Annotated in this window: 1 protein-coding gene and 1 pseudogene; both read left to right on the top strand. The window is 66.6% G+C overall.

Annotation, left to right across the window (positions count from 1 at the left end):
* Positions 1-9853, top strand: a pseudogene (locus D886_RS27380) (amino acid adenylation domain-containing protein); the annotation flags it as partial.
* A gap of 9 nt (positions 9854-9862) precedes the next feature.
* The gene (locus D886_RS0126620; protein ID WP_027596797.1) at positions 9863-21187 is read left to right on the top strand and encodes a non-ribosomal peptide synthetase; all 11325 of its coding nucleotides are present in this window, start codon (positions 9863-9865) and stop codon (positions 21185-21187) included.
* The last annotated feature ends 38 nt before the right edge of the window (positions 21188-21225 follow it).

Genomic DNA, 21225 nt, shown 5'->3' on the forward strand with positions numbered 1-21225 from the left:
CCCACCTGCCGGAGTTCATGGTGCCCGCGCTGTTCCTGCACCTGGACGCATTGCCCCTGAGCCCCAACGGCAAACTCGACCGCAAGGCTTTGCCACTGCCGGACACCGAAGCCCTGCAAAGCCGCGTGTACGAAGCCCCACAAGGCGAAACCGAAACCCTGCTGGCCGCGATCTGGGCCGAGCTGCTGGGCGTGGAGCGGGTAGGGCGCCACGACAACTTCTTCGAACTGGGCGGCCATTCGCTGCTGGCGGTGACCCTGACCTCGCGCCTGCGCCAACAAGGCCTGCATGCCGATATCCGCGTATTGTTCGGCCAGCCGACCTTGGCAGCGCTCGCCGCTGCAGTGGGCGGTGAAACCCGCATTAGCGTGCCAGCCAACCGCATTCCGGCAGAGGGCACACGCTTCACGCCGGACATGCTACCGCTCGCCGAGCTGTCCCAGGCGGCCATCGACACCCTGGTCGCGCAGATCCCCGGTGGCGTGGCCAATGTCCAGGATGTCTACGGCCTGGCCCCGCTGCAGCAAGGCATCCTCTACCATCACTTGGCCAGCGAAGGCGCAGACCCCTACGTGCTGCAGGCACGCTTTGCCTTCCCGACGCAAGCCGAACTCGATGCCTTTGCCGCAGCGCTCGACCAGGTCATCGCCCGTCACGACATCCTGCGCACCAGCATCCACTGGCAGGGCCTGGAGGAGCCCGTGCAGGTCGTCTGGCGCACTGTGCCGGCAGTCGGCGTAGCCCTGCGCGGTGATGAAAGCAGCACCACGCTCGACTTGAACAAGGCCCCCTTGATCCGCCTGCTCCCTAGCCACGGCGAGGGGCGCGTGGAAGCCACGCTGCTGATCCACCACATCATCCTCGACCACGCAGCCGTCGAACAGCTGGTGGCCGAGATCACCGCTGTGCTGCAAGGCCAGGCCCTGTCGCAGGCCAGCGTGCCCTACCGCAACTATGTGGCGCAGGCACGTCTGGGCGCCGATACCCAGGCTGACGAGGCACTGTTCCGCGAGCTGCTGGGTGACATCGACGAACCCACCACGGTATTCGGCCTACGCGATGCGCTCAGTGACGGCAGCCGTGTACTGGACAGCCGTCTGGCCCTGGACACGGTGCTGGCCGGCCGCTTGCGCGAGCAGGCCCGCCTGCTTGGCATTAGCGTCGCCAGCCTGGTGCACCAGGCCTGGGGGCAGGTGCTGGCGCAACTGTCAGGGCGCGAGGAAGTGGTGTTCGGCACGGTGTTGCTCGGTCGCCTGCAAGGCGGCGAGGGGGCTGAACGGGCCCTTGGCATGTTCATCAACACCTTGCCGCTGCGGGTGAGCGTGGGTGCCACGGCGGTGGCCGAGGGCGTACGCCTGACCCACCAGCGGCTGGCCCGTCTGCTGGCTCATGAGCAAGCCTCGCTGGCGTTGGCTCAGCGTTGCAGCGCAGTGCCGGCGTCTCAGGCGCTGTTCACCAGCCTGCTCAACTTCCGCCACAGTGCACCGGCCAAGGCCGAACTGCGCCAGGCCTGGCAGGGTATCGAGCAACTGGCCGCGCATGAGCGCAGCAACTACCCATTGGTGGTCAACGTCGACGACGTGGGCGACGCCTTTGTGCTGACCGTGCAAGCGGTGCCGGAAGTCGATGGCGCGCAGGTCTGCCGCCTGCTCAGCACCGCCCTTGAGCAACTGGCCCAAGCCCTTGCGCAGGCGCCGACCACGGCCCTGCACAAGGTGAGCCAGCTGGCAGTTGCCGAGCGCGAACTGGTGTTGCAAGGCTTCAATGCCACCCGCCGCGATTACCCACGGGAACATGCGCTGCACACCCTGTTTGGCACCTATGCCGCGCTCAGCCCGGCTGCACCGGCGGTGGTTCACGGTGGCCGGCAGTGGAGCTATGAGCAGCTCGAACAGCACGCCAACCGCCTGGCTCACCACCTGCTCGCCCTGGGCGTGCGCCCTGGCGATCGTGTGGCCCTGCTGCTGCCCCGCAGCATCGAGTTACTGGCTGCGCAACTGGCGGCGAGCAAATGCGCGGCGGTGTTCGTGCCGCTGGACAGCAACGCGCCTGCCGAGCGCCAGGCCTTCATGATCGAAGACAGCCAGGCGCGTGTCTTGCTCACCTTCAGCAGCGAACAGCGGGTAGGCTATGCCCTGCGCGTCGAGCTGGACCGCCTCGACCTCACCGGGTACGCGCAGCAGTCGCCGGGCCTGGCGGTAGCTGCCGAAAGCGCCGCCTACATCATGTACACCTCCGGCTCTACCGGCACCCCCAAGGGCGTGCAAGTGCCGCACCGGGCCATCGTGCGCCTGGTGATCAATAACGGCTTTGCCGAAATCACCTGCCAGGACCGTGTCGCGTTCGCCTCCAATCCTGCGTTCGACGCCAGTACCCTGGAAGTCTGGGCGCCGCTGCTCAACGGCGGCACGGTGGTCGTCATCGACCAGGATCAGGTGCTGTCGCGTCAGGCATTGCGTGAGGTGTTGCTGGCGCAGCGCGTCAGCGTGCTGTGGCTGACTGCCGGCCTGTTCCATCAGTTTGCCGATGACCTGCTGCCGGCATTCGCCAAGCTTCGCTACCTGATGGTGGGCGGCGATGTGCTGGACCCGGCCATCGTCGGCCGGGTGCTGCGCGAAGGCGCCCCACAACACCTGCTCAATGGCTATGGCCCGACTGAAGCCACCACCTTCAGCACCACCCACCTCATCGCCACGGTCGGCGAGGGCAGCATCCCGATTGGCAGGCCGATCGGCAATGCCCGTTGCTACGTGCTCGACGCCCGTCAGCAGCCGTTGCCGGTTGGCGCGGTCGGTGAGCTGTACATCGGCGGTGCTGGCGTCGCCTTGGGGTACCTCGGCCAGCCGGCTCTTACCACTGAGCGCTTCCTCGACGACCCGTTCAGCCGTGAGCCGGGTGCGCGCATGTACCGCAGTGGCGACCTGGCCTGCTGGCAGGCCGACGGCACGTTGCGTTACCTGGGCCGTGCCGACCAGCAGATCAAGCTGCGAGGCTTCCGCATCGAGCTGGGTGAAATCGAAGCGCGCCTGGGCGCGTGTGCCGGTGTGCGTGACACGGCCGTGGTGGTGCGTGAGGACGTGCCCGGTGACAAGCGCCTGGTGGCCTATTTCACCGCCAACAATCCGGCCCTTGGCATTGCCGAACTGCACCAACAGCTGCAAGGCCAGTTGCCGGACTACATGCTGCCAGCGGCCTACGTGTGCCTGGATGAATTGCCGCTGACCGCCAACGGCAAGCTTGACCGCCGTGCCTTGCCGCAACCCGGCAACGAGGCGGTACTCAGCCGTGCCTTCGAGGCGCCACAGGGTGAGGTCGAAACCACCCTGGCGGCGATCTGGGCCGACCTGCTCAAGGTCGCGCAGGTCGGGCGCCACGACCACTTCTTCGAGCTGGGCGGCCATTCGCTGCTGGCCGTGACCCTGGTTGAGCGCATGCGCAAGGCCGGCCTCAGCGCCGATGTGCGCGTGCTGTTTGCCCAGCCCACCCTGGCGGCGCTGGCCGCCGCGGTGGGCAGCGGTCGCGAGGTGCAGGTGCCCGCCAACCGTGTGCCACACACGGCCCGCCACATCACCCCGGACATGCTCAGCCTGATCGAGCTCGACCAGGCCAGTATCGACCGTATCGTCGCCACGGTGCCGGGCGGCGCCGCCAATGTGCAAGAGATCTACCCGCTGGCCCCGCTGCAGGAGGGCATCCTGTACCACCACTTGAGCGCCGCACAGGGCGACCCGTACCTGCTGCAGTCGCGCCTGGCCTTCGACAGCCTGGCGCACTTGCAGCGCTGGGCGGGCGCCTTGCAGCAGGTCATCGACCGGCACGACATTCTGCGCACCGCAGTGGTCAGCGAAGGGCTTGCGCACGCAGTACAAGTGGTCTGGCGGGAAGCGAGGATGCAGGTGAGCGCGATCGAAGGCCTGGCTACCGGGTCGGTGATCGATGCCTTGCAGGCGCGCTTCGACGCCCGTCACCAGCGCCTCGACCTGTCGCGGGCACCCTTGCTGCGCCTGCTGCATGCCGATGACCCGGCCAACCAGCGCGTGGTGGCGATTCTGCAATTCCATCACCTGGCCCTGGACCATACCGCCATGGAAGTCATCGCCAGTGAGATGCAGGTGTTGCTGGCGGGCCAGGGCGAGCGCTTGCCGGCGCCAGTGCCTTATCGCACCTATGTTGCCCAAGCCCGCCTTGGGGCCGACGATGCCAGCCATGAAGCGTTCTTCCGCGAGATGCTGGGGGACCTTGATGCCCCGACCTTGCCGTTTGGCCTGAGCGACGTACAGGGTGACGGCCACGCTATCGAAGAAGCCCACCTGGCCATCGACGCCAGCGTGGCCCGCGGCCTGCGCGAACAGGCTCGGCAGCTTGGCGTGAGTGCCGCGAGCCTGGCGCACCTGGCCTGGGCACGGGTGCTGGGTGTGCTCGCCAACCGCACCGATGTCGTGTTTGGCACCGTGCTGATGGGGCGCTTGCAGGGCGGTGAAGGGGCCGACCGGGCATTGGGCGTGTTCATCAACACCTTGCCGCTGCGCATCGACCTGACTGCACCGGTGGCGCAGGCGGTGCGCGCCACCCATCAGCGGCTCTCGGCGCTGTTGGCGCACGAGCATGCCTCGTTGGCACTGGCCCAGCGCTGCAGTGGCGTGGCGGCGTCCACGCCGTTGTTCAGCGCCTTGTTCAACTACCGCCACAGTACGGCAGGGGTGCCTGCCGACGGCGATACCCACAGTCAGGGTGTTCGACTGCTGGGCGGCGAGGAGCGCAGCAACTACCCGCTGACCCTGAGTGTCGACGACCTGGGCGAAGGCTTTGCCTTGAGTGTGCTGGCCCAGGCAGGCATTGGCGCCGAGCGGGTCGCTGGCTGGATGAACCAGGCCCTGGTCGAACTGCTGCAGGCGCTGACGCAGTCTGCGGCCAAGCCGGTCGACGCGTTGTCGATCCTGGACCCGGTAGCCCGGCAGCAGGTGCTGGAAGCGTTCAATGCCACCGCACGCGACTACCCGAAAGGGCAGGCCGTGCACGCCCTGGTCGAGGCCCAGGCGGCCCGCGCACCGCAAGCGGCAGCGCTGGTGCAGGATGGCCAGGTACTGAGCTACGGCGAGCTTAATCGCTGCGCCAACCGCCTGGCGCATCACCTGATCAGCCGCGGGGTGAAGGTCGGCGACCGGGTGGCATTGTGCTTGCCGCGCACCCTGGAGCGCCTGGTCGGCCTGCTGGCCATCCTCAAGGCCGGTGCGGCCTATGTGCCGATCGACCCGGCCTACCCAGGCGAACGCATCGCCTACCTGCTTGAAGACAGCACGCCGGCATTGGTGCTGGTCGATGCGGCCACCCTGGCGCTGGCGGGGGACACCCCGCGTGTCGAGCTGCACCGCGATGCCTGGCAGGGCGCAGCCGACAGCAACCCCTGCGTGGCAGGCCTGGATGATCGCCAACTGGCGTATGTGATCTACACCTCCGGCTCCACCGGCCAGCCGAAAGGGGTGATGGTCGAGCATGCGACCCTGGCCAACCTGGTGCACTGGCACTGTGAGGCCTTTGCCTTGAAAGCGGGCAGCCATACCAGCACGGTGGCCGGTTTTGGCTTCGATGCGGTGGCCTGGGAGGTGTGGCCGGCGCTGTGCACGGGGGCCGTGCTGCACGTACCGCCCGCACGCATTGCCGGTGAGCACGTCGACGAATTGCTCGACTGGTGGCTGGAGCAGCCGCTGGCCGTCAGCTTCCTGCCCACACCCGTGGCCGAACAGGCGCTGCGCCGCGAGCGTCAGCACCCGACCTTGCGCACGCTGCTGGTCGGCGGCGATCGCCTGCGCCAGTTCGAGCGCGACCCAGGTTTTGCCCTGGTCAACAACTATGGCCCGACCGAAGCCACCGTGGTGGCCACGTCCGGGCAACTGCTACCCGCGGGGGCGCTGCATATCGGTAAGCCTATCGCCAACACCCAGGTGTATGTGCTCGACGAGCGCCGCCAGCCGGTGCCGGTGGGCGCCGTGGGCGAGTTGTACATTGGCGGCGCCGGCGTGGCCCGCGGTTACTTCAACCGCCCGGCACTGACCGAGGAGCGCTTCATTGTCGACCCGTTCACCGCCCAACCCCATGCGCGGCTGTACCGCACAGGTGACCTGGTGCGCTGGAGCGCTGACGGCACCCTGGATTACCTGGGCCGTAACGACGACCAGGTGAAGATCCGCGGCGTACGGGTGGAGCTTGGCGAGATCGAAAGCGTACTTGCCGCGCAGCCTGGTATCGGCGATGCGGTGGTGCTGGTGCGTGGCGAGCGGCTGCTGGCCTGGTTCACTGAAACCACACCGGTGGCGGTGGACACACTGCGCCAGGCTTTGCAGGCAAGCCTGCCCGCACACCTGGTGCCGTTGGCCTTCACCTGCCTGCCAGCACTGCCGTTGACCAGCCATGGCAAGCTCGACCGCAAGGCGTTGCCCGACCCGGATCCGGCGCTGCTTGCAGGCCAGGCCTATGTCGCCCCGCAGGGCGAAGTGGAAATGGCCCTGGCAGCGGTGTGGGCCGACATGCTCGGCGTTGAGCGAGTGGGCCGGCACGATAACTTCTTCGAGCTGGGTGGCCACTCGTTGCTGGCGGTGAACCTGACCGCGCGCTTGCGCCGCGAGGGCGTGCAGGTGGATGTGCGTACGCTGTTTGGCCAGCCGACGGTGGCGGCACTGGCGACGACCCTGGGCCAGGTGCAACAGGTGCAGGTGCCGGACAACCTGATCCCGGCCGGCTGCCCGCACATCACCCCCGGCATGCTGCCGCTGGTGGCGCTGGAGCAGGCGGCCATCGACCGTATCGTTGCCCAGGTACCCGGCGGTGCCCGCAATGTGCAGGACATCTACCCGCTGGCACCCTTGCAGGAGGGCATCCTGTACCACCACCTCAGCGCGCAGGGGCACGACCCTTATGTGCTGCAGTCGCGCTTCGGGTTCGCCAGCCGCGAACACTTGAACAACTTCGCGGCAGCATTGGACAAGGTCATCGCCCGCCACGACGTGCTGCGCACAGCGGTGCTCTGGGAAGGCCTGCCGCAGCCGGTGCAGGTGGTCTGGCGGCAGGCGCCGTTGTCGGTCATGGCGCGTGGCCGCGACAGCGAGGCAATGCTTGACCTGAGCAAGGCACCGCTGATCCGTCTGCTGTACACGCAGCAGCCGGGCGCGGCCCGCATCGAAGCCACCTTGCAGTTCCACCACATCGTGCTCGACCACACGGCCATGGAAGTGGTCGGCGAGGAGCTGATCGGTTATCTGCAGGGTGCGGCCGAGCCGGCCCAGGCACCGGCGCCGTACCGCAACTACGTGGCCCAGGCGCGGCTGGGTATCAGCCAGGCCGAGCATGAAGCGTTCTTCCGCGGGCAACTGGCGGATATCGACGCGCCAACGCTGCCGTTCGGCCTTAGCGATGTGCAGGGTGACGGCCGAGACATCGAGGAGGCCCAGCTGTGGCTGCGTGACGACCTGGCACAACGGCTGCGCCAACAAGGCCGGCAATTGGGTATCAGCGTCGCCAGCCTGTTCCACCTGGCTTGGGCGCGCCTGCTGGCGGCCGCCAGTGGCCAGGACAGCGTGGTGTTCGGCACCGTACTGCTGGGCCGCCTGCAAGGCGGTGAAGGCGCCGAGCGGGCGCTGGGCATGTTCATCAACACCTTGCCGCTGCGGGTCGACCTGGGCGGTATCAGCCTGCGTGAAGGGGCCCGTGCTACCCATCAGCGCCTCAGTGCCTTGCTGGCCCACGAGCATGCATCGCTGGCGTTGGCCCAGCGTTGCAGTGGCGTGGCTGCGCCCTTGCCGTTGTTCAGCGCCATGCTCAACTACCGGCACAGCACTCAGGTCACTGACAGCCAGCGGCAGGCGACGCAAGGTATCGACAACCTGGAAAGCCAGGAACGCAGTAACTACCCGCTGGGCTTGAACGTGGATGACCTGGGGGAGGGCTTCCGCCTGGTTGCCATGACCCCGGCCGACGTAGGCGCGGCGCGTATCTGTGGGCAGATGAACCAGGTGTTGGAGGCAATGGTCGAGGCGCTGGAGCAGACGCCGGCACTGCCGGTGCAGCGCTTGCCGGTGCTGGAAGTGCACGAGCGTGAGCGTGTGCTGCTGGGCTTCAACGACACGGCGGTGGACTATGACCTTGAGCAGACCCTGCACGGGATGATCGAGGCGCAGGTGTTGCGTACGCCGGATGCGGTCGCGGTTAAGGCCGAAGAGGGGGTACTGAGCTATCGCCAGCTGAATGAGCAGGCCAACCGATTGGCGCATCACCTGATTGAACTGAGTGTTAAACCTGATGATCGGGTGGCGATCTGCGTCGAACGTGGGCTGTCGATGGTGGTTGGCTTGCTGGCCATTCTTAAGGCGGGCGGCGCGTATGTGCCGGTTGACCCCGATTACCCAGCGGAGCGCGTGCGACATATGCTGAGCGACAGCGCGCCGGTGGCGGTGCTGGTGCACAGCGCTACGCGGCACGTACCGGATTCGGCCCAGGTTATCGACCTGGATCAGCCGACCTGGAACGCCCAGCCGTCCAGCAACCCAGTTGTCACCGGCTTGACCCCGCGTCACCTGGCCTACGTGATCTACACCTCAGGCTCCACCGGCTTGCCGAAGGGCGTGATGAACGAGCATGCCGGCGTGGTCAATCGACTGCTTTGGATGCAAGACGCCTATAACCTCGGCGCTGAAGACGTGGTCTTGCAGAAGACCCCGTTCAGCTTCGACGTGTCGGTATGGGAATTCCTCTGGCCCCTGCAAACCGGCGCGCGCCTTGTCATGGCGCGTCCCGGCGGCCATCGCGATCCTGAATACCTGCGTCAGGTGATCCGTAGCGAAAACGTCACGACCTTGCACTTCGTGCCCTCGATGCTGGATGTGTTCCTAGCCCATGGCGACGCCTCGGCGGCTTCGTTGAAGCGCGTCCTGTGCAGCGGCGAAGCCTTGCCGGGCAGCCTGGTCCGACGCTTCCACGCGCAATTGCCAACTGTCGAACTGCACAACCTGTACGGCCCGACCGAAGCAGCGGTGGACGTGAGCGCCTGGCATTGCGTGACGGCGCCGGACAACACCCCCATCGGCAAACCCATCGCCAACACCACGCTGTATGTACTCGATACGCTGGGTCAACCCGTACCGCAAGGCGTGGCTGGCGAGCTGTTCATCGGCGGCGTGCAAGTCGCCCGAGGCTACCTGAACCGCGCCGAACTGACCGCTGAACGCTTCCTCGACGACCCGTTCAGCACCCGCCCTGGTGCACGCCTGTACCGCACCGGCGACCTGGCGCGGCACCTGGCCGATGGCAACATTGAATACCTGGGCCGTAACGATGACCAGGTGAAGCTGCGCGGCCTGCGTATCGAGCTGGGTGAAATCCAGGCTGGCCTGACGGCCATCGAAGGCGTGAAGGAGGCAGTTGTTGTCGCCCGCGACCAGCGTCTGGTGGCGTATTACACCGGTGAGCAGCAGGCCGCAGACGCTCTGCGCACGGCATTGCTGGCCCACCTGCCGGAGTTCATGGTGCCCGCGCTGTTCCTGCACCTGGACGCATTGCCCCTGAGCCCCAACGGCAAACTCGACCGCAAGGCTTTGCCATTACCGGATACCGACGCCCTGCAAAGCCGCGTGTACGAAGCCCCAGAAGGCGAAACCGAAACCCTGTTGGCCGCGATCTGGGCCGAGCTGCTGGGCGTTGAGCGGGTAGGGCGGCATGACAACTTCTTCGAACTGGGCGGCCATTCGCTGCTGGCGGTGACCCTCACCTCCCGCCTGCGTGATCAAGGCCTGGAAGCCGACGTGCGCGCCCTGTTCGACCAACCGACCTTGGCGGGCTACGCAGCCATCACAGACAGAATGGAGATCGTCCTGTGAGCATCAACCAACTACTGGCAACACTGACGGCCAAAAACGTGCAACTGGCGTTGAAGGACGGCCAACTGGCCGTCCAGGGCAACCGTCAGGCCCTGACCGACCCCGCGTTGGTGGCGCAACTGCGTGAACACAAGCCAACGCTGGTGGCGATGATCGAGCGCGGCGAGTACGTGGCCGTGAAACAGGGCGCGGTACACGTGCCGTCCAACCTCATTGGCCCGGGCTGCACGCGCATTACGCCGCAGCACCTCAACCTGATCGACCTCGACCAGGGCACCCTTGACCGCATCGTCGCTTGCATCCCCGGCGGCGCGGCCAACGTGCAAGACATCTACCCACTGGCACCGCTGCAGCAAGGCATGCTGTTCCACCACGCCAGTGCCACCGACAGCGACCCGTACGTGATGCAGGCGCGTTTCGTGTTTGCCAGCGAGGCCCGCTTGCAGGCGTTTGCCGATGCGCTGCGTGGTGTAATTGCCCGCCACGACATCTTGCGCACCTCGGTGCACTGGGAAGGGCTGGAAACGCCGGTGCAGGTGGTCTGGCGCCGCGCCGACCTGCAGGTGGCGACGTTACCCGACAACGACCCCACGCGCGGCAGGCTCGACCTGACCCAGGCACCGCTAATCCGCCTGCTACGTGAGGCCGAGCAAGCCGATGGCGCACTGACCGCCACCCTGCAGTTCCACCATATCGCCATGGACCACAGTGCCTTGGAGGTGGTGCGTCACGAACTGATCGCGTTTCTGGCCGGCGAGGGTGATCGGCTGGGTACCCCGGTGCCGTTTCGCAATTATGTGGCACAAGCCGTGCTGGGTATCAGCGAGGCCGAACACGAGGCGTTTTTCCGCGACATGCTGGGTGGGATCGACGCGTCGACCCTGGCCTGCGGCATCCAGGATGTGCAAGGCGTGGGCGAGGTGCACAACGAGCACGCGCTCGACCTGCCACTTGCGCTGTGCCAGCAGCTACGCAGCCAGGCGCGTAGCCTGGGCGTGAGCGTCGCCAGCCTCTTCCACCTGGCCTGGGGCCGCGTGCTGGGCGGGCTGACGGGGCGCGAACAGGTGGTGTTCGGCACAGTGCTGATGGGGCGCTTGCAGGGCGCCGAAGCCACCGACCGGGCGCTGGGGATTTTCATCAATACCCTGCCAGTACGCGTTGACCTGGACAGTGCTGATTTGCCGACGGCGATCCGCGCTACCCACCAACGGCTGAGCGCATTGATGCGCCATGAACACGCGCCACTGGCCCTGGCCCAGCGGTGCAGCGGTGTGGCGGCGCCGGCGCCGCTGTTCAATGCCTTGCTCAACTACCGCCACAGCGCAGTGGACAGCACCCAGCCACGCCGCGCAGCCCTGGCCGGCATCGACATCGTCGAGTCGGCCGAGGCCACCAACTACCCCTTGACGCTTAGCGTCGACGACCTGGGCGAAGCGTTTCGCCTGACCTTGCTGGCCAGCGCCGAAGTGCCGGCGCAGCGCGTCTGTGCTTACCTGCAGCAGACCCTCGAAAGCCTGGTGAAAGCACCGCAGTCGTCGGTCCTGGCGCTGGCCATGCTCCCCGACAGCGAGCGCACGGAGCTGCTGGAAGCGTTCAACGATTATCCGGCCCCGTATGAGCGGCAACTGACCCTGCACCAGCGCATTGCACAGCGCGCCGAGCTGCACCCTGACACCGTCGCCGCCACCTGTGACGGTACGCGCTTGAGTTACGCCGAGCTCAACCGGCAGGCCAATGCCCTGGCGCAGCACCTGATCAACCTGGGCGTGCGGCCTGACGACCGCGTCGCCGTGGTAGCGCGGCGCAGCCTTCAGACGCTGGTGGGCTTGTTGGCGGTACTCAAGGCCGGAGCCGGTTACGTGCCGGTAGACCCCGCCCACCCGGATGAGCGCGTGCACTACCTGCTGAATGACAGCGGCCCGGTAGCGGTGCTGACGCAGCAGGCGCTGCGTGAGCGCCTGGGGCCTGTCGCGGTGCCGGTGGTGCTGCTCGACCAGCCGCACTGGCCTGTATGCGAGAGCGACCCGGTTGTGCCGGGGCTGAGCGCGAGCCACCTGGCCTATGTGATCTACACCTCCGGTTCCACCGGGCAGCCCAAGGGTGTGATGGTCGAGCACCAGACCGTCAACAACCTGGTCGATTGGCACTGCCGCGCCTTCGACCTGTGCCATGGCCGGCACACTTCGAGCCTGGCCGGTTTTGGTTTCGACGCCATGGCCTGGGAAGTCTGGCCAGCGTTATGCGCCGGGGCCACGTTGCACCTGGCGCCGGCGTCGGAGGGCAACGACGACCTGGATGCCATGCTCGCCTGGTGGCAGGCGCAGCCCCTGGACGTGAGCTTCTTGCCGACGCCGGTGGCCGAGTATGCCTTCAACCATCAGCTCGAACACCCGACCCTACGCACCCTGTTGATCGGCGGTGACCGCCTGCGCCAGTTCAACCGCACCCAGCGCTTTGCCGTGGTCAACAACTACGGCCCGACCGAAACCACGGTGGTGGCCAGCTCCGGCGCGGTGGAAGCGGGCGGGGCGCTGCACATCGGTCGGCCGGTCGATAACGCCCGTCTGTACGTACTCGACCCACACCTGCAGCCTGTCGCGCTGGGTGTGCCAGGTGAGCTGTACATTGGTGGCGCCGGGGTTGCCCGGGGCTACCTGAACCGCCCGGCGCTCACCGCCGAGCGCTTCCTCGACGACCCCTTCGCCGCCCGTGGGCGCATGTACCGCACAGGCGACCTGGTGCGCTGGCTGGCGGACGGCACCCTGGACTACCTGGGGCGCAACGACGACCAGGTCAAGATCCGCGGTGTGCGCATCGAACTGGGCGAGATCGAAAGCCGGCTGAACGCCCTGGCTGGCATCGATGAAGCCGTGGTGCTGGCCCGTGAGGACCAGCCCGGCCAGCCGCGCCTGGTGGCCTACTTCACCGCCCAGGCAGGTGTCGAACTGCTCACCCCAGAAGGCCTACGCAGCCAATTGCAGGCGCACCTGCCGGAATACATGGTGCCGGTGGCCTATGTCGAGCTGCCGGCGTTGCCGCTGACGGCCAACGGCAAACTCGACCGCCGCGCATTGCCACGCCCGGACCGCTCGGCGCTGTTCGAGCAGGGCTACGAGGCCCCCGAAGGGGCGTTGGAGCAGGCGCTGGCAACACTATGGGCCGAGTTGCTGCACGTTGAGCGAGTCGGCCGTCGCGACCATTTTTTCAGCTTGGGCGGGCATTCACTGCTGGCGATGCGCATGGTCTCCCAGGTGCGCCTGCGCCTGGGTGTCGAACTGAGCCTGGCCGACCTGTTCGCCAACCCCGAGCTGGCCGCCGTGGCCGAGGTACTGGCCCATGCCGGGCGCTGTGAGCTGCCAGCGATACGCCCGGTGCCGCGCGATGCGCCGCTGCCGATGTCGTTCGCCCAACAGCGGCTGTGGTTCCTGGCGCAAATGGAAGGCGGCAACCAGGCTTACAATGTGCCGCTGGCCCTGGGCCTGCGCGGGGCACTGGATGCCGATGCGCTGGAGGCGGCCTTGCTGGGCATCATCGAGCGCCACGAGACCTTGCGCAGCCGCTTCGTACCACGCGATGACAGTGCCGAGGTGGTGCTGGCTACCACTGCGGGTGCCGATTGGTTCCAGCGTGAAGACCTGAGCGTCGAGGCGCTGCCGGCCCGCTTGCATGAAGTGGCCAGCGCGCCTTTCGACCTGGCCCACGGGCCACTGCTGCGTGCGCGTTTGCTGCGTTTGAGCGCAGAGCATCACGTGCTAGCGCTGACCGTGCACCACATCGTTGCCGATGGCTGGTCGCTGGGCGTGCTGACCCGCGAACTGAGCGCGCTGTATACGGCCTGCTGCCAGGGCCAGGATAATCCGCTGCCGGCCCTGGACATCCAGTACGGCGACTATGCCGTGTGGCAGCGCCGCTGGTTGGCCGGCGCCCAGTTGCAGCGCCAGGCCGATTACTGGCGCCAGGCCCTGGACGGTGCACCCAGCCTGCTCAAGCTGCCCAGTGATCGCCCACGCCCCGAACGCCAGGACTTTGCCGGCGCAAGCCTGCCGCTGCAGTTGCAGCCCCGCCTGGCGGCTGGCCTGCGCAGCCTGGCCCAGCGCCACGGGGTAACCCTGTACATGGCCGTGCTCAGTGCCTGGGCCGCCGTGTTGACGCGGCTGTCCGGCCAGGGCGAAATCGTCATCGGTTGCCCTGTGGCGGGCCGCGGCCGTGCCGAGCTGGAGCCGCTGGTGGGCTTGTTCGTCAATACCCTGGCCGTGCGCATCGACACGGCTGCCGCACCGACGGCGCAAACCCTGCTGGAGCAGGTCCGTACACGCGTGCTGGAGGCTCAGGCGCACCAACACCTGCCATTCGAACAGGTGGTGGAAATCGTCCGCCCAGTGCGCAGCCTCGGCCACACCCCCTTGTTCCAGGCCACGCTCAACTGGCAGGCGATCGAAGGTGCAGCCTTGCAACTGCCGGGCCTGCAGTTGGAGGCCGTGGCCCAGGCTGGCCAGGTCGCCAAGTTCGACCTGACGCTGAACCTCGGCGAATTCGGCGACACGCTGGCCGGCAGCCTGGACTACGCCACCTCGCTGTTCGACGAAGCAACCGTGCGGCGCTATGTTGGCTACTTCGAGACCTTGCTCTGGGCCATGATCGGCGATGATCAACAGCCGCTGGCACAGGTGCCGTTGCTTGGCGACGCCGAGCGCCACACCCTGCTGCACAGTTTCAATGCCACGCAGCGCGATTACCCCCGTGACCTGGCCGTGCAGCAGCTGTTTGAGCAGCGCGTATCGCGCCATCCCCTGGCCGTGGCGGCAGTGCAGGGCGGCCAGGCGCTGTGCTACGGGGCACTTAACGAACGCGCCAACCGCCTGGCCCATTACCTGATGGGCGCAGGTGTGGCACCGGGTGCCTATGTGGCCGTGCTGCTGCCGCGCTCGTTGCACCTGCTGGTGGCGCAACTGGCTGTGCTCAAGTGTGGCGCGGTCTATGTACCGCTCGACATTCATGCCCCGACCGAGCGCCAGGCCTTCATGGTCGAGGATTGCCAGGCCACCGCGTTGCTGACGCTTGCTGGCACACCGGTTGAGTATGCGGTGCGGCGGGTCGACCTGGACCAACTGGTCCTCGATGACCAGCCTGGCCACAACCCTGGGGTGGCCCAGGACGCTGGCAGTGCGGCCTATGTGATGTACACCTCTGGCACCACAGGCAAACCCAAGGGCGTGTGCGTGCCGCACCGGGGTATTGCGCGGTTGGTGCTGAACGAGCGGTATGCCGGGTTGCTGGCCAGCGACCGCATCGCTTTCGCTTCCAACCCGGCGTTCGATGCCAGCACCCTGGAAGTGTGGGGCGCGTTGCTCAATGGCGGGCAGGTGCGAGTGATCGACCACCGCACGCTGGTCGACCCAGCGCTTTTCGCGAAGGCGCTGGCGGAGCAGGGCATCACCGTTCTGTTCTTGACCACGGCGTTGTTCAACCAGTACGTGCAGTTGATCCCCGAGGCCCTGGCCGCGCTGCGCGTGCTGATCAGCGGCGGTGAGCGTGCCGAACCTGCAGCCTTCCGCACGCTGCTGCACAAAGCACCTGGGCTGCGCCTGCTCAATGGCTACGGGCCCACCGAAACCACCACGTTCGCAGTGACCTGCGAAGTGCGTGAATTGGCGCCCGACGCAGCCCAAGTGCCGATTGGCCGGCCGATCGGCAATACCCAGGTGTATGTGCTGGACGCCTGGCAACAGCCCGTGCCGCAAGGCGTGGTCGGTGAACTGTATATCGGCGGCGACGGCGTGGCGCTGGGTTACCTGAACCGCCCAGAACTGACGGCGCAGCGGTTTATCGATGACCCGTTCAGCCCGCAGCCGGGCGCTCGGCTGTACCGCACCGGCGACCTGGTGCGCTGGCAGGCCGACGGCCAACTGGAGTGCCTGGGGCGCAATGACGACCAGGTCAAGATTCGCGGTTACCGGATCGAGCTGGGCGAAATCGAGCAGCAGTTGGCACTGGCACCGGGTGTCGGTGAAGTCGTGGTGATGGCTGTGCCGAGCGCGCAGGGCCCACTGCGGCTGGTGGCCTGGTTTACCCGGCACGAGGCCCCAGTGGAGGCTGCTGACCTGCGTGCCTTCTTGCGTGGGCGCTTGCCGGATTACATGGTGCCTACCGCATTTGTGGCATTGCCGCGGATGCCACTGAACAACAATGGCAAAGTTGATCGCCAGGCCTTGCCGGCGCCGGCACCCCAGGACTTGGCGGTGACAGCGTACGAAGCACCGGAAGGCGAGCGCGAGCAGGCGCTGGCCACGTTGTGGGGCGAACTGCTGCACCTGGAACGCGTCGGTCGTCACGACCGCTTCTTCGAATTGGGCGGCCATTCACTGCTGGCGATGCGCATGCTGGCCCAAGTTCGCCAACGCCTGGGGCTGGAGCTGGCATTGGGCGACCTGTTTGCCGATGACAGCCTGGCAGCGGTGGCCGCCTGCCTTGCGCGTGACGGTGATGCCTTGCCGGCCATCCAGCCGGGCACACGTGACGGTGCTTTACCGCTTTCGTTCGCCCAGCAGCGGCTGTGGTTTCTGGCGCAGATGGAGGAGGCCAGCGCGGCCTATCACATTCCCCTGGCCCTGCGCCTGGAGGGCCGTTTGGACTCTGGGGCGCTGGAGCGCGCGTTAAGGCGCCTGGTCGAGCGCCATGAAAGCTTGCGCAGCCATTTTGTCGAACAGGAAGGCGAGCCGCAGGTGGTGCTGGCAACCGGTAACGAAGGGTTCCAGTTTGGCCGGGACCTTTGCCAGGGCCTGGATGAAGCCGCTATTGCGGCGCTGATCCGCCAGGAGGCGAGCCAACCCTTCGTGCTTAGCCGCGACCTGCCGGTGCGTGGGCGCCTGCTGCAGCTGGCCGAGGACCACCACCTGCTACTGCTGACCTTGCACCACCTGGTGGCCGACGGTTGGTCGCTGGGGGTGTTGGTGCGCGAGCTTGGCGAGTTGTACCAAGCCTTCAGTTGCGGTGGCGACGACCCCTTGCCGGCCTTGCCCGTGCAGTACATCGACTATGCCTTGTGGCAGCGGCGCTGGCTGAGCGGCGATGCGCTGCGCCAACAGGCGGATTACTGGATTGGCCAGCTGGCCGGGGCACCGGCGCTGCTCAGCTTGCCTTGGGATCACCCACGGCCAGAGCGTCAGCAGTATGCCGGTGACAGCGTCGCGCTGAGCCTGGACCCGCGCCTGAGTGCCGAGCTTAAGGCCGTGTGCCGGCGCCATGGCGTCACGCCTTACATGCTGTTCATGGCGGCTTGGGCAGTGTTGTTGAGCCGGCTTGCCGGCCAGGATGAAGTGGTGATCGGCTCGCCGGTAGCCAACCGCAGGCAGGCTGAAGTGGATGGCCTGGTCGGCATGTTCGTCAATGCCATGGCGTTGCGCGTGGACACCTCGGGGGCACCGGATGTGGCGACCTTGCTGGTCCGGGTAAAGGCCGTGGTGCTGGGCGGGCAGGCGCATCAAGACTTGCCGTTCGAGCAGGTGGTCGAGTTGCTGCGCCCGCGCCGAAGCCTTGCGCATACGCCGCTGTACCAGGCCACCCTGGACTGGGACGCCAGCCCGGAGCGCCAGGCGCTGCAACTGGCCGACCTGTCGGTGAGCGCAGTGAGTGGGCCTGCGTGCATTGCCAAGTTCGACCTGAGCCTGAGCCTGGGTGAGCGCGCCGAAGGTTTTGCTGGCGGTATCGTGTTTGCCACAGCCCTGTTCGAGCGGGCGACCATCGCGCGTTATGCGGGGTATTTCCAACAACTGCTGTGGGCCTTCGTGGAGAGCGATCGGGCCATTCCGGGCCATGTCGGGTTGCCGGATGCCGATGAGCGCAAGCGGTTGCTGCAGGGCTTTAACGACACGGCGGTGGATTATGACCTTGAGCAGACCCTGCACGGGATGATCGAGGCGCAGGGGTTGCGTACGCCGGATGCGATCGCGGTTAAAACCGAAGAAGGGGTACTGAGCTATTGCCAGCTGAATGAGCAGGCCAACCGATTAGCGCATCACCTGATTGAACTGGGTGTAAAACCTGATGATCGGGTAGCGATCTGCGTTGAACGTGGGCTGTCGATGGTGGTTGGCTTGCTGGCCATTCTTAAGGCGGGCGGCGCGTATGTGCCGGTTGACCCCGATTACCCAGCGGAGCGCGTGCGACATATGCTGAGCGACAGCGCGCCGGTGGCGGTGCTGGTGCACAGCGCTACGCGGCACGTACCGGATTCGGCCCAGGTTATCGACCTGGATCAGCCGACCTGGAACGCCCAGCCGTCCAGCAACCCAGTTGTCACCGGCTTGACCCCGCGTCACCTGGCCTACGTGATCTACACCTCAGGTTCCACCGGCTTGCCGAAGGGTGTGATGAACGAGCATGCCGGCGTGGTCAACCGCCTGTTGTGGATGCAAGACGCCTATTACCTCGGCGCTGAAGACGTGGTCTTGCAGAAGACCCCGTTCAGCTTCGACGTGTCGGTGTGGGAATTCCTCTGGCCCCTGCAAACCGGCGCGCGCCTGGTCATGGCGCGTCCCGGCGGCCATCGCGATCCGGAGTACCTGCGTCAGGTGATCCGCAGCGAAAACGTCACCACCTTGCACTTCGTGCCCTCGATGCTGGATGTATTCCTGGCCCATGGTGACGTCTCGGCGGCTTCGTTGAAGCGCGTTCTGTGCAGCGGCGAAGCCTTGCCGGGCAGCCTGGTCCGACGCTTCCACGCGCAATTGCCAACTGTCGAACTGCACAACCTGTACGGCCCGACTGAAGCAGCGGTGGACGTGAGCGCCTGGCACTGCGTGACGGCGCCGGACAACACCCCCATCGGCAAACCGATCGCCAACACCACGCTGTACGTACTCGATACGCTGGGGCAACCCGTACCGCAAGGCGTGGCTGGCGAGCTGTTCATCGGCGGCGTGCAAGTCGCCCGAGGCTACCTGAACCGCATCGAACTGACCGCCGAACGCTTCCTCGAAGACCCGTTCAGCACCCGCCCTGGTGCACGCCTGTACCGCACCGGCGACCTGGCGCGGCACCTGGCCGATGGCAACATCGAATACCTGGGCCGTAACGATGACCAAGTCAAAATCCACGGCTTGCGCATCGAACTGGGCGAAATTCAGGCCTGCCTGACGCGAATAGAGGGGGTCAAGGAGGCCGTGGTGATCGCTCATGAGCAGCAGTTGCTCGCTTACTACACGGGCGAGTCGTTCCCGGTTGAGGGGCTGCGCTCGGCATTGCTCGGGCGCCTGCCGACCTTCATGGTGCCGGCGCTGTTCGTCCACCTGCAGGCACTGCCCTTGAGCCCCAACGGCAAGCTCGACCGCAAGGCTTTGCCATTACCGGATAGCGAGGCCCTGCAGAACCGCGAGTACCAAGCGCCAGAAGGTGAAACCGAAACCCTGTTGGCAACGATCTGGTCCGAACTGTTGGGCGTGGAGCGGGTAGGGCGGCACGACAACTTCTTCGAGCTGGGCGGCCACTCCCTGGCGGCAATCCGGCTGGTCGACAAGATGACCAAGGCGGGCCTGAAGGTGGCCATCAACGATGTGTTCCAGCACCCCAGCGTAGCGTTGCTGGCGGCCAGGCTCGGCAGCCCTGACGCTGCGCACCGCGGGGTGATCCGGGTGCGTGCAGGGGGCAGCCAGACGCCGCTGTTCCTGGTTCACGAATTCACTGGCCTGGATTTCTACTTCCCGGTGCTGGGCCAGCACCTACCCGATGATTTCGCGCTCTATGGACTGCCCGGCATCCCGGCCGATCAACCGCAGCCACAGACGCTCGAGTGCCTGGCCCGCTACCAGATCGAACAGATGCGCAGCGTGCAGCCACAGGGGCCGTATCGCCTGGCAGGCTGGTCGTTCGGTGGGGTAGTGGCCTTCGAAATGGCTAACCAATTGCTGGGTGTGGACGAGGAGGTCGAATTCCTCGGTTTGATCGACACCTATGTGCCGCGCCTGGCCGACCAGGGCAAGGCGCGCTGGCAGGGGCCACGTGCACTCGAACGGCAGTTGCTGTTGAACTGCAGCACGTTCTGGCGCACGCAAGACTCGGCAGGCGCCGACAAGCTGGCACGCCTGCAGCAACTGGAGGCTGGTCAGGCCGATTTTGCCACGCTGGTCGCCAGCTGCCGCGAGCACCAGTTGCTCTATGGGCTGTGGGCAAGCATGAGCGACGCGCAACTGCTGCACTACTTCACCCGTGAACTGGCACACGGCCATGCGCTGGCACATTACCGCCCTTCACCGTTGAGCGTGCCGGTGCACCTGCTGCGCGCCGAACAGGGCAGTGACAGCCAGTCGACTCTGGGCTGGCGCGAGACCCTGCCGTCCCAGGCCCTGGTGCTCCTGGGCGTGCCGGGGGACCACCGCAGCATGATGCAGGCGCCCCAGGTGGCCGCGCTCGGTCAGGCGCTTGGCCAGCTACTGGGCAGTGTGCCTAGCACGAACATCGTCAAGGCAGCGGCTTATCAGCCTTTGGTGGCGATCCAGACCGGTCAGCACGGGCATGCACCGTTGTTTTGCGTGCCGGGGGCTGGCGACAGCGTCACCAGTTTCATAGGCCTGGCCGAGGCCCTGGGACCGGACTGGCCGCTGTACGGCCTTCAGGCGCGGGGGCTGGACGGCTGCTCGGTGCCGCACACTTCGGTGGAGGCTGCTGCCGATTGCCATGTGCAGGCCATCGAGGCGCTTTATCCGCAAGGGCCGCTGAACCTGGTCGGGCATTCGTTTGGCGGCTGGGTGGCACATGCCATGGCTGCCCGGTTCGAGGCCAAGGGGCGGCAGGTGCGTTCATTGACACTGATCGACAGCGAAGCACCGGGCGAGGGCGGCACCTGTGGCCAGCCCTACACCCTGGGCGAAGCCTTGCAGCGGCTGATCGAGGCGTTGCAGCTGTCCACCGGCAAAACCCTGGGTATTGACCCAGGCGCCTTTGCTGAGGCCAGCGACGACCAGCAGTTGAGCCAGCTGCACGCGGCCATGGTGCGGGTCGGATTACTGCCGGCGCGGTCGCAGCCAGGGGCGCTGGACGGCACCGTACGGACCTTCGCCACGGCGTTGCGCACGGCCTACCGGCCAACGTTGAGTTACCACGGGCCGGTCGGCCTGGTGCTGGTGGATGACCCGGGCCTGGATGCCTTGGGCAATGCCCGCGAGCATGCCGCCATGCAGGCCGGTTGGCAGCAACTGATGCCCACGCTTGCGCTGTGGCAGGGGCCGGGTGACCACTTCAGCATCCTCAAGGTGCCGGATGTGTTCAGCCTGGCGGCCTGGTGGCACGACGGGCAGGCGCTGCACCACGGCAAGGTTACCCCTTAAAGATGGGCCTTCCCGGCCCCACTGGGGCCGGGTCATGC

The sequence above is a fragment of the Pseudomonas sp. LAIL14HWK12:I7 genome (assembly GCF_000483465.1).
Lineage (GTDB): Bacteria > Pseudomonadota > Gammaproteobacteria > Pseudomonadales > Pseudomonadaceae > Aquipseudomonas > Aquipseudomonas kermanshahensis.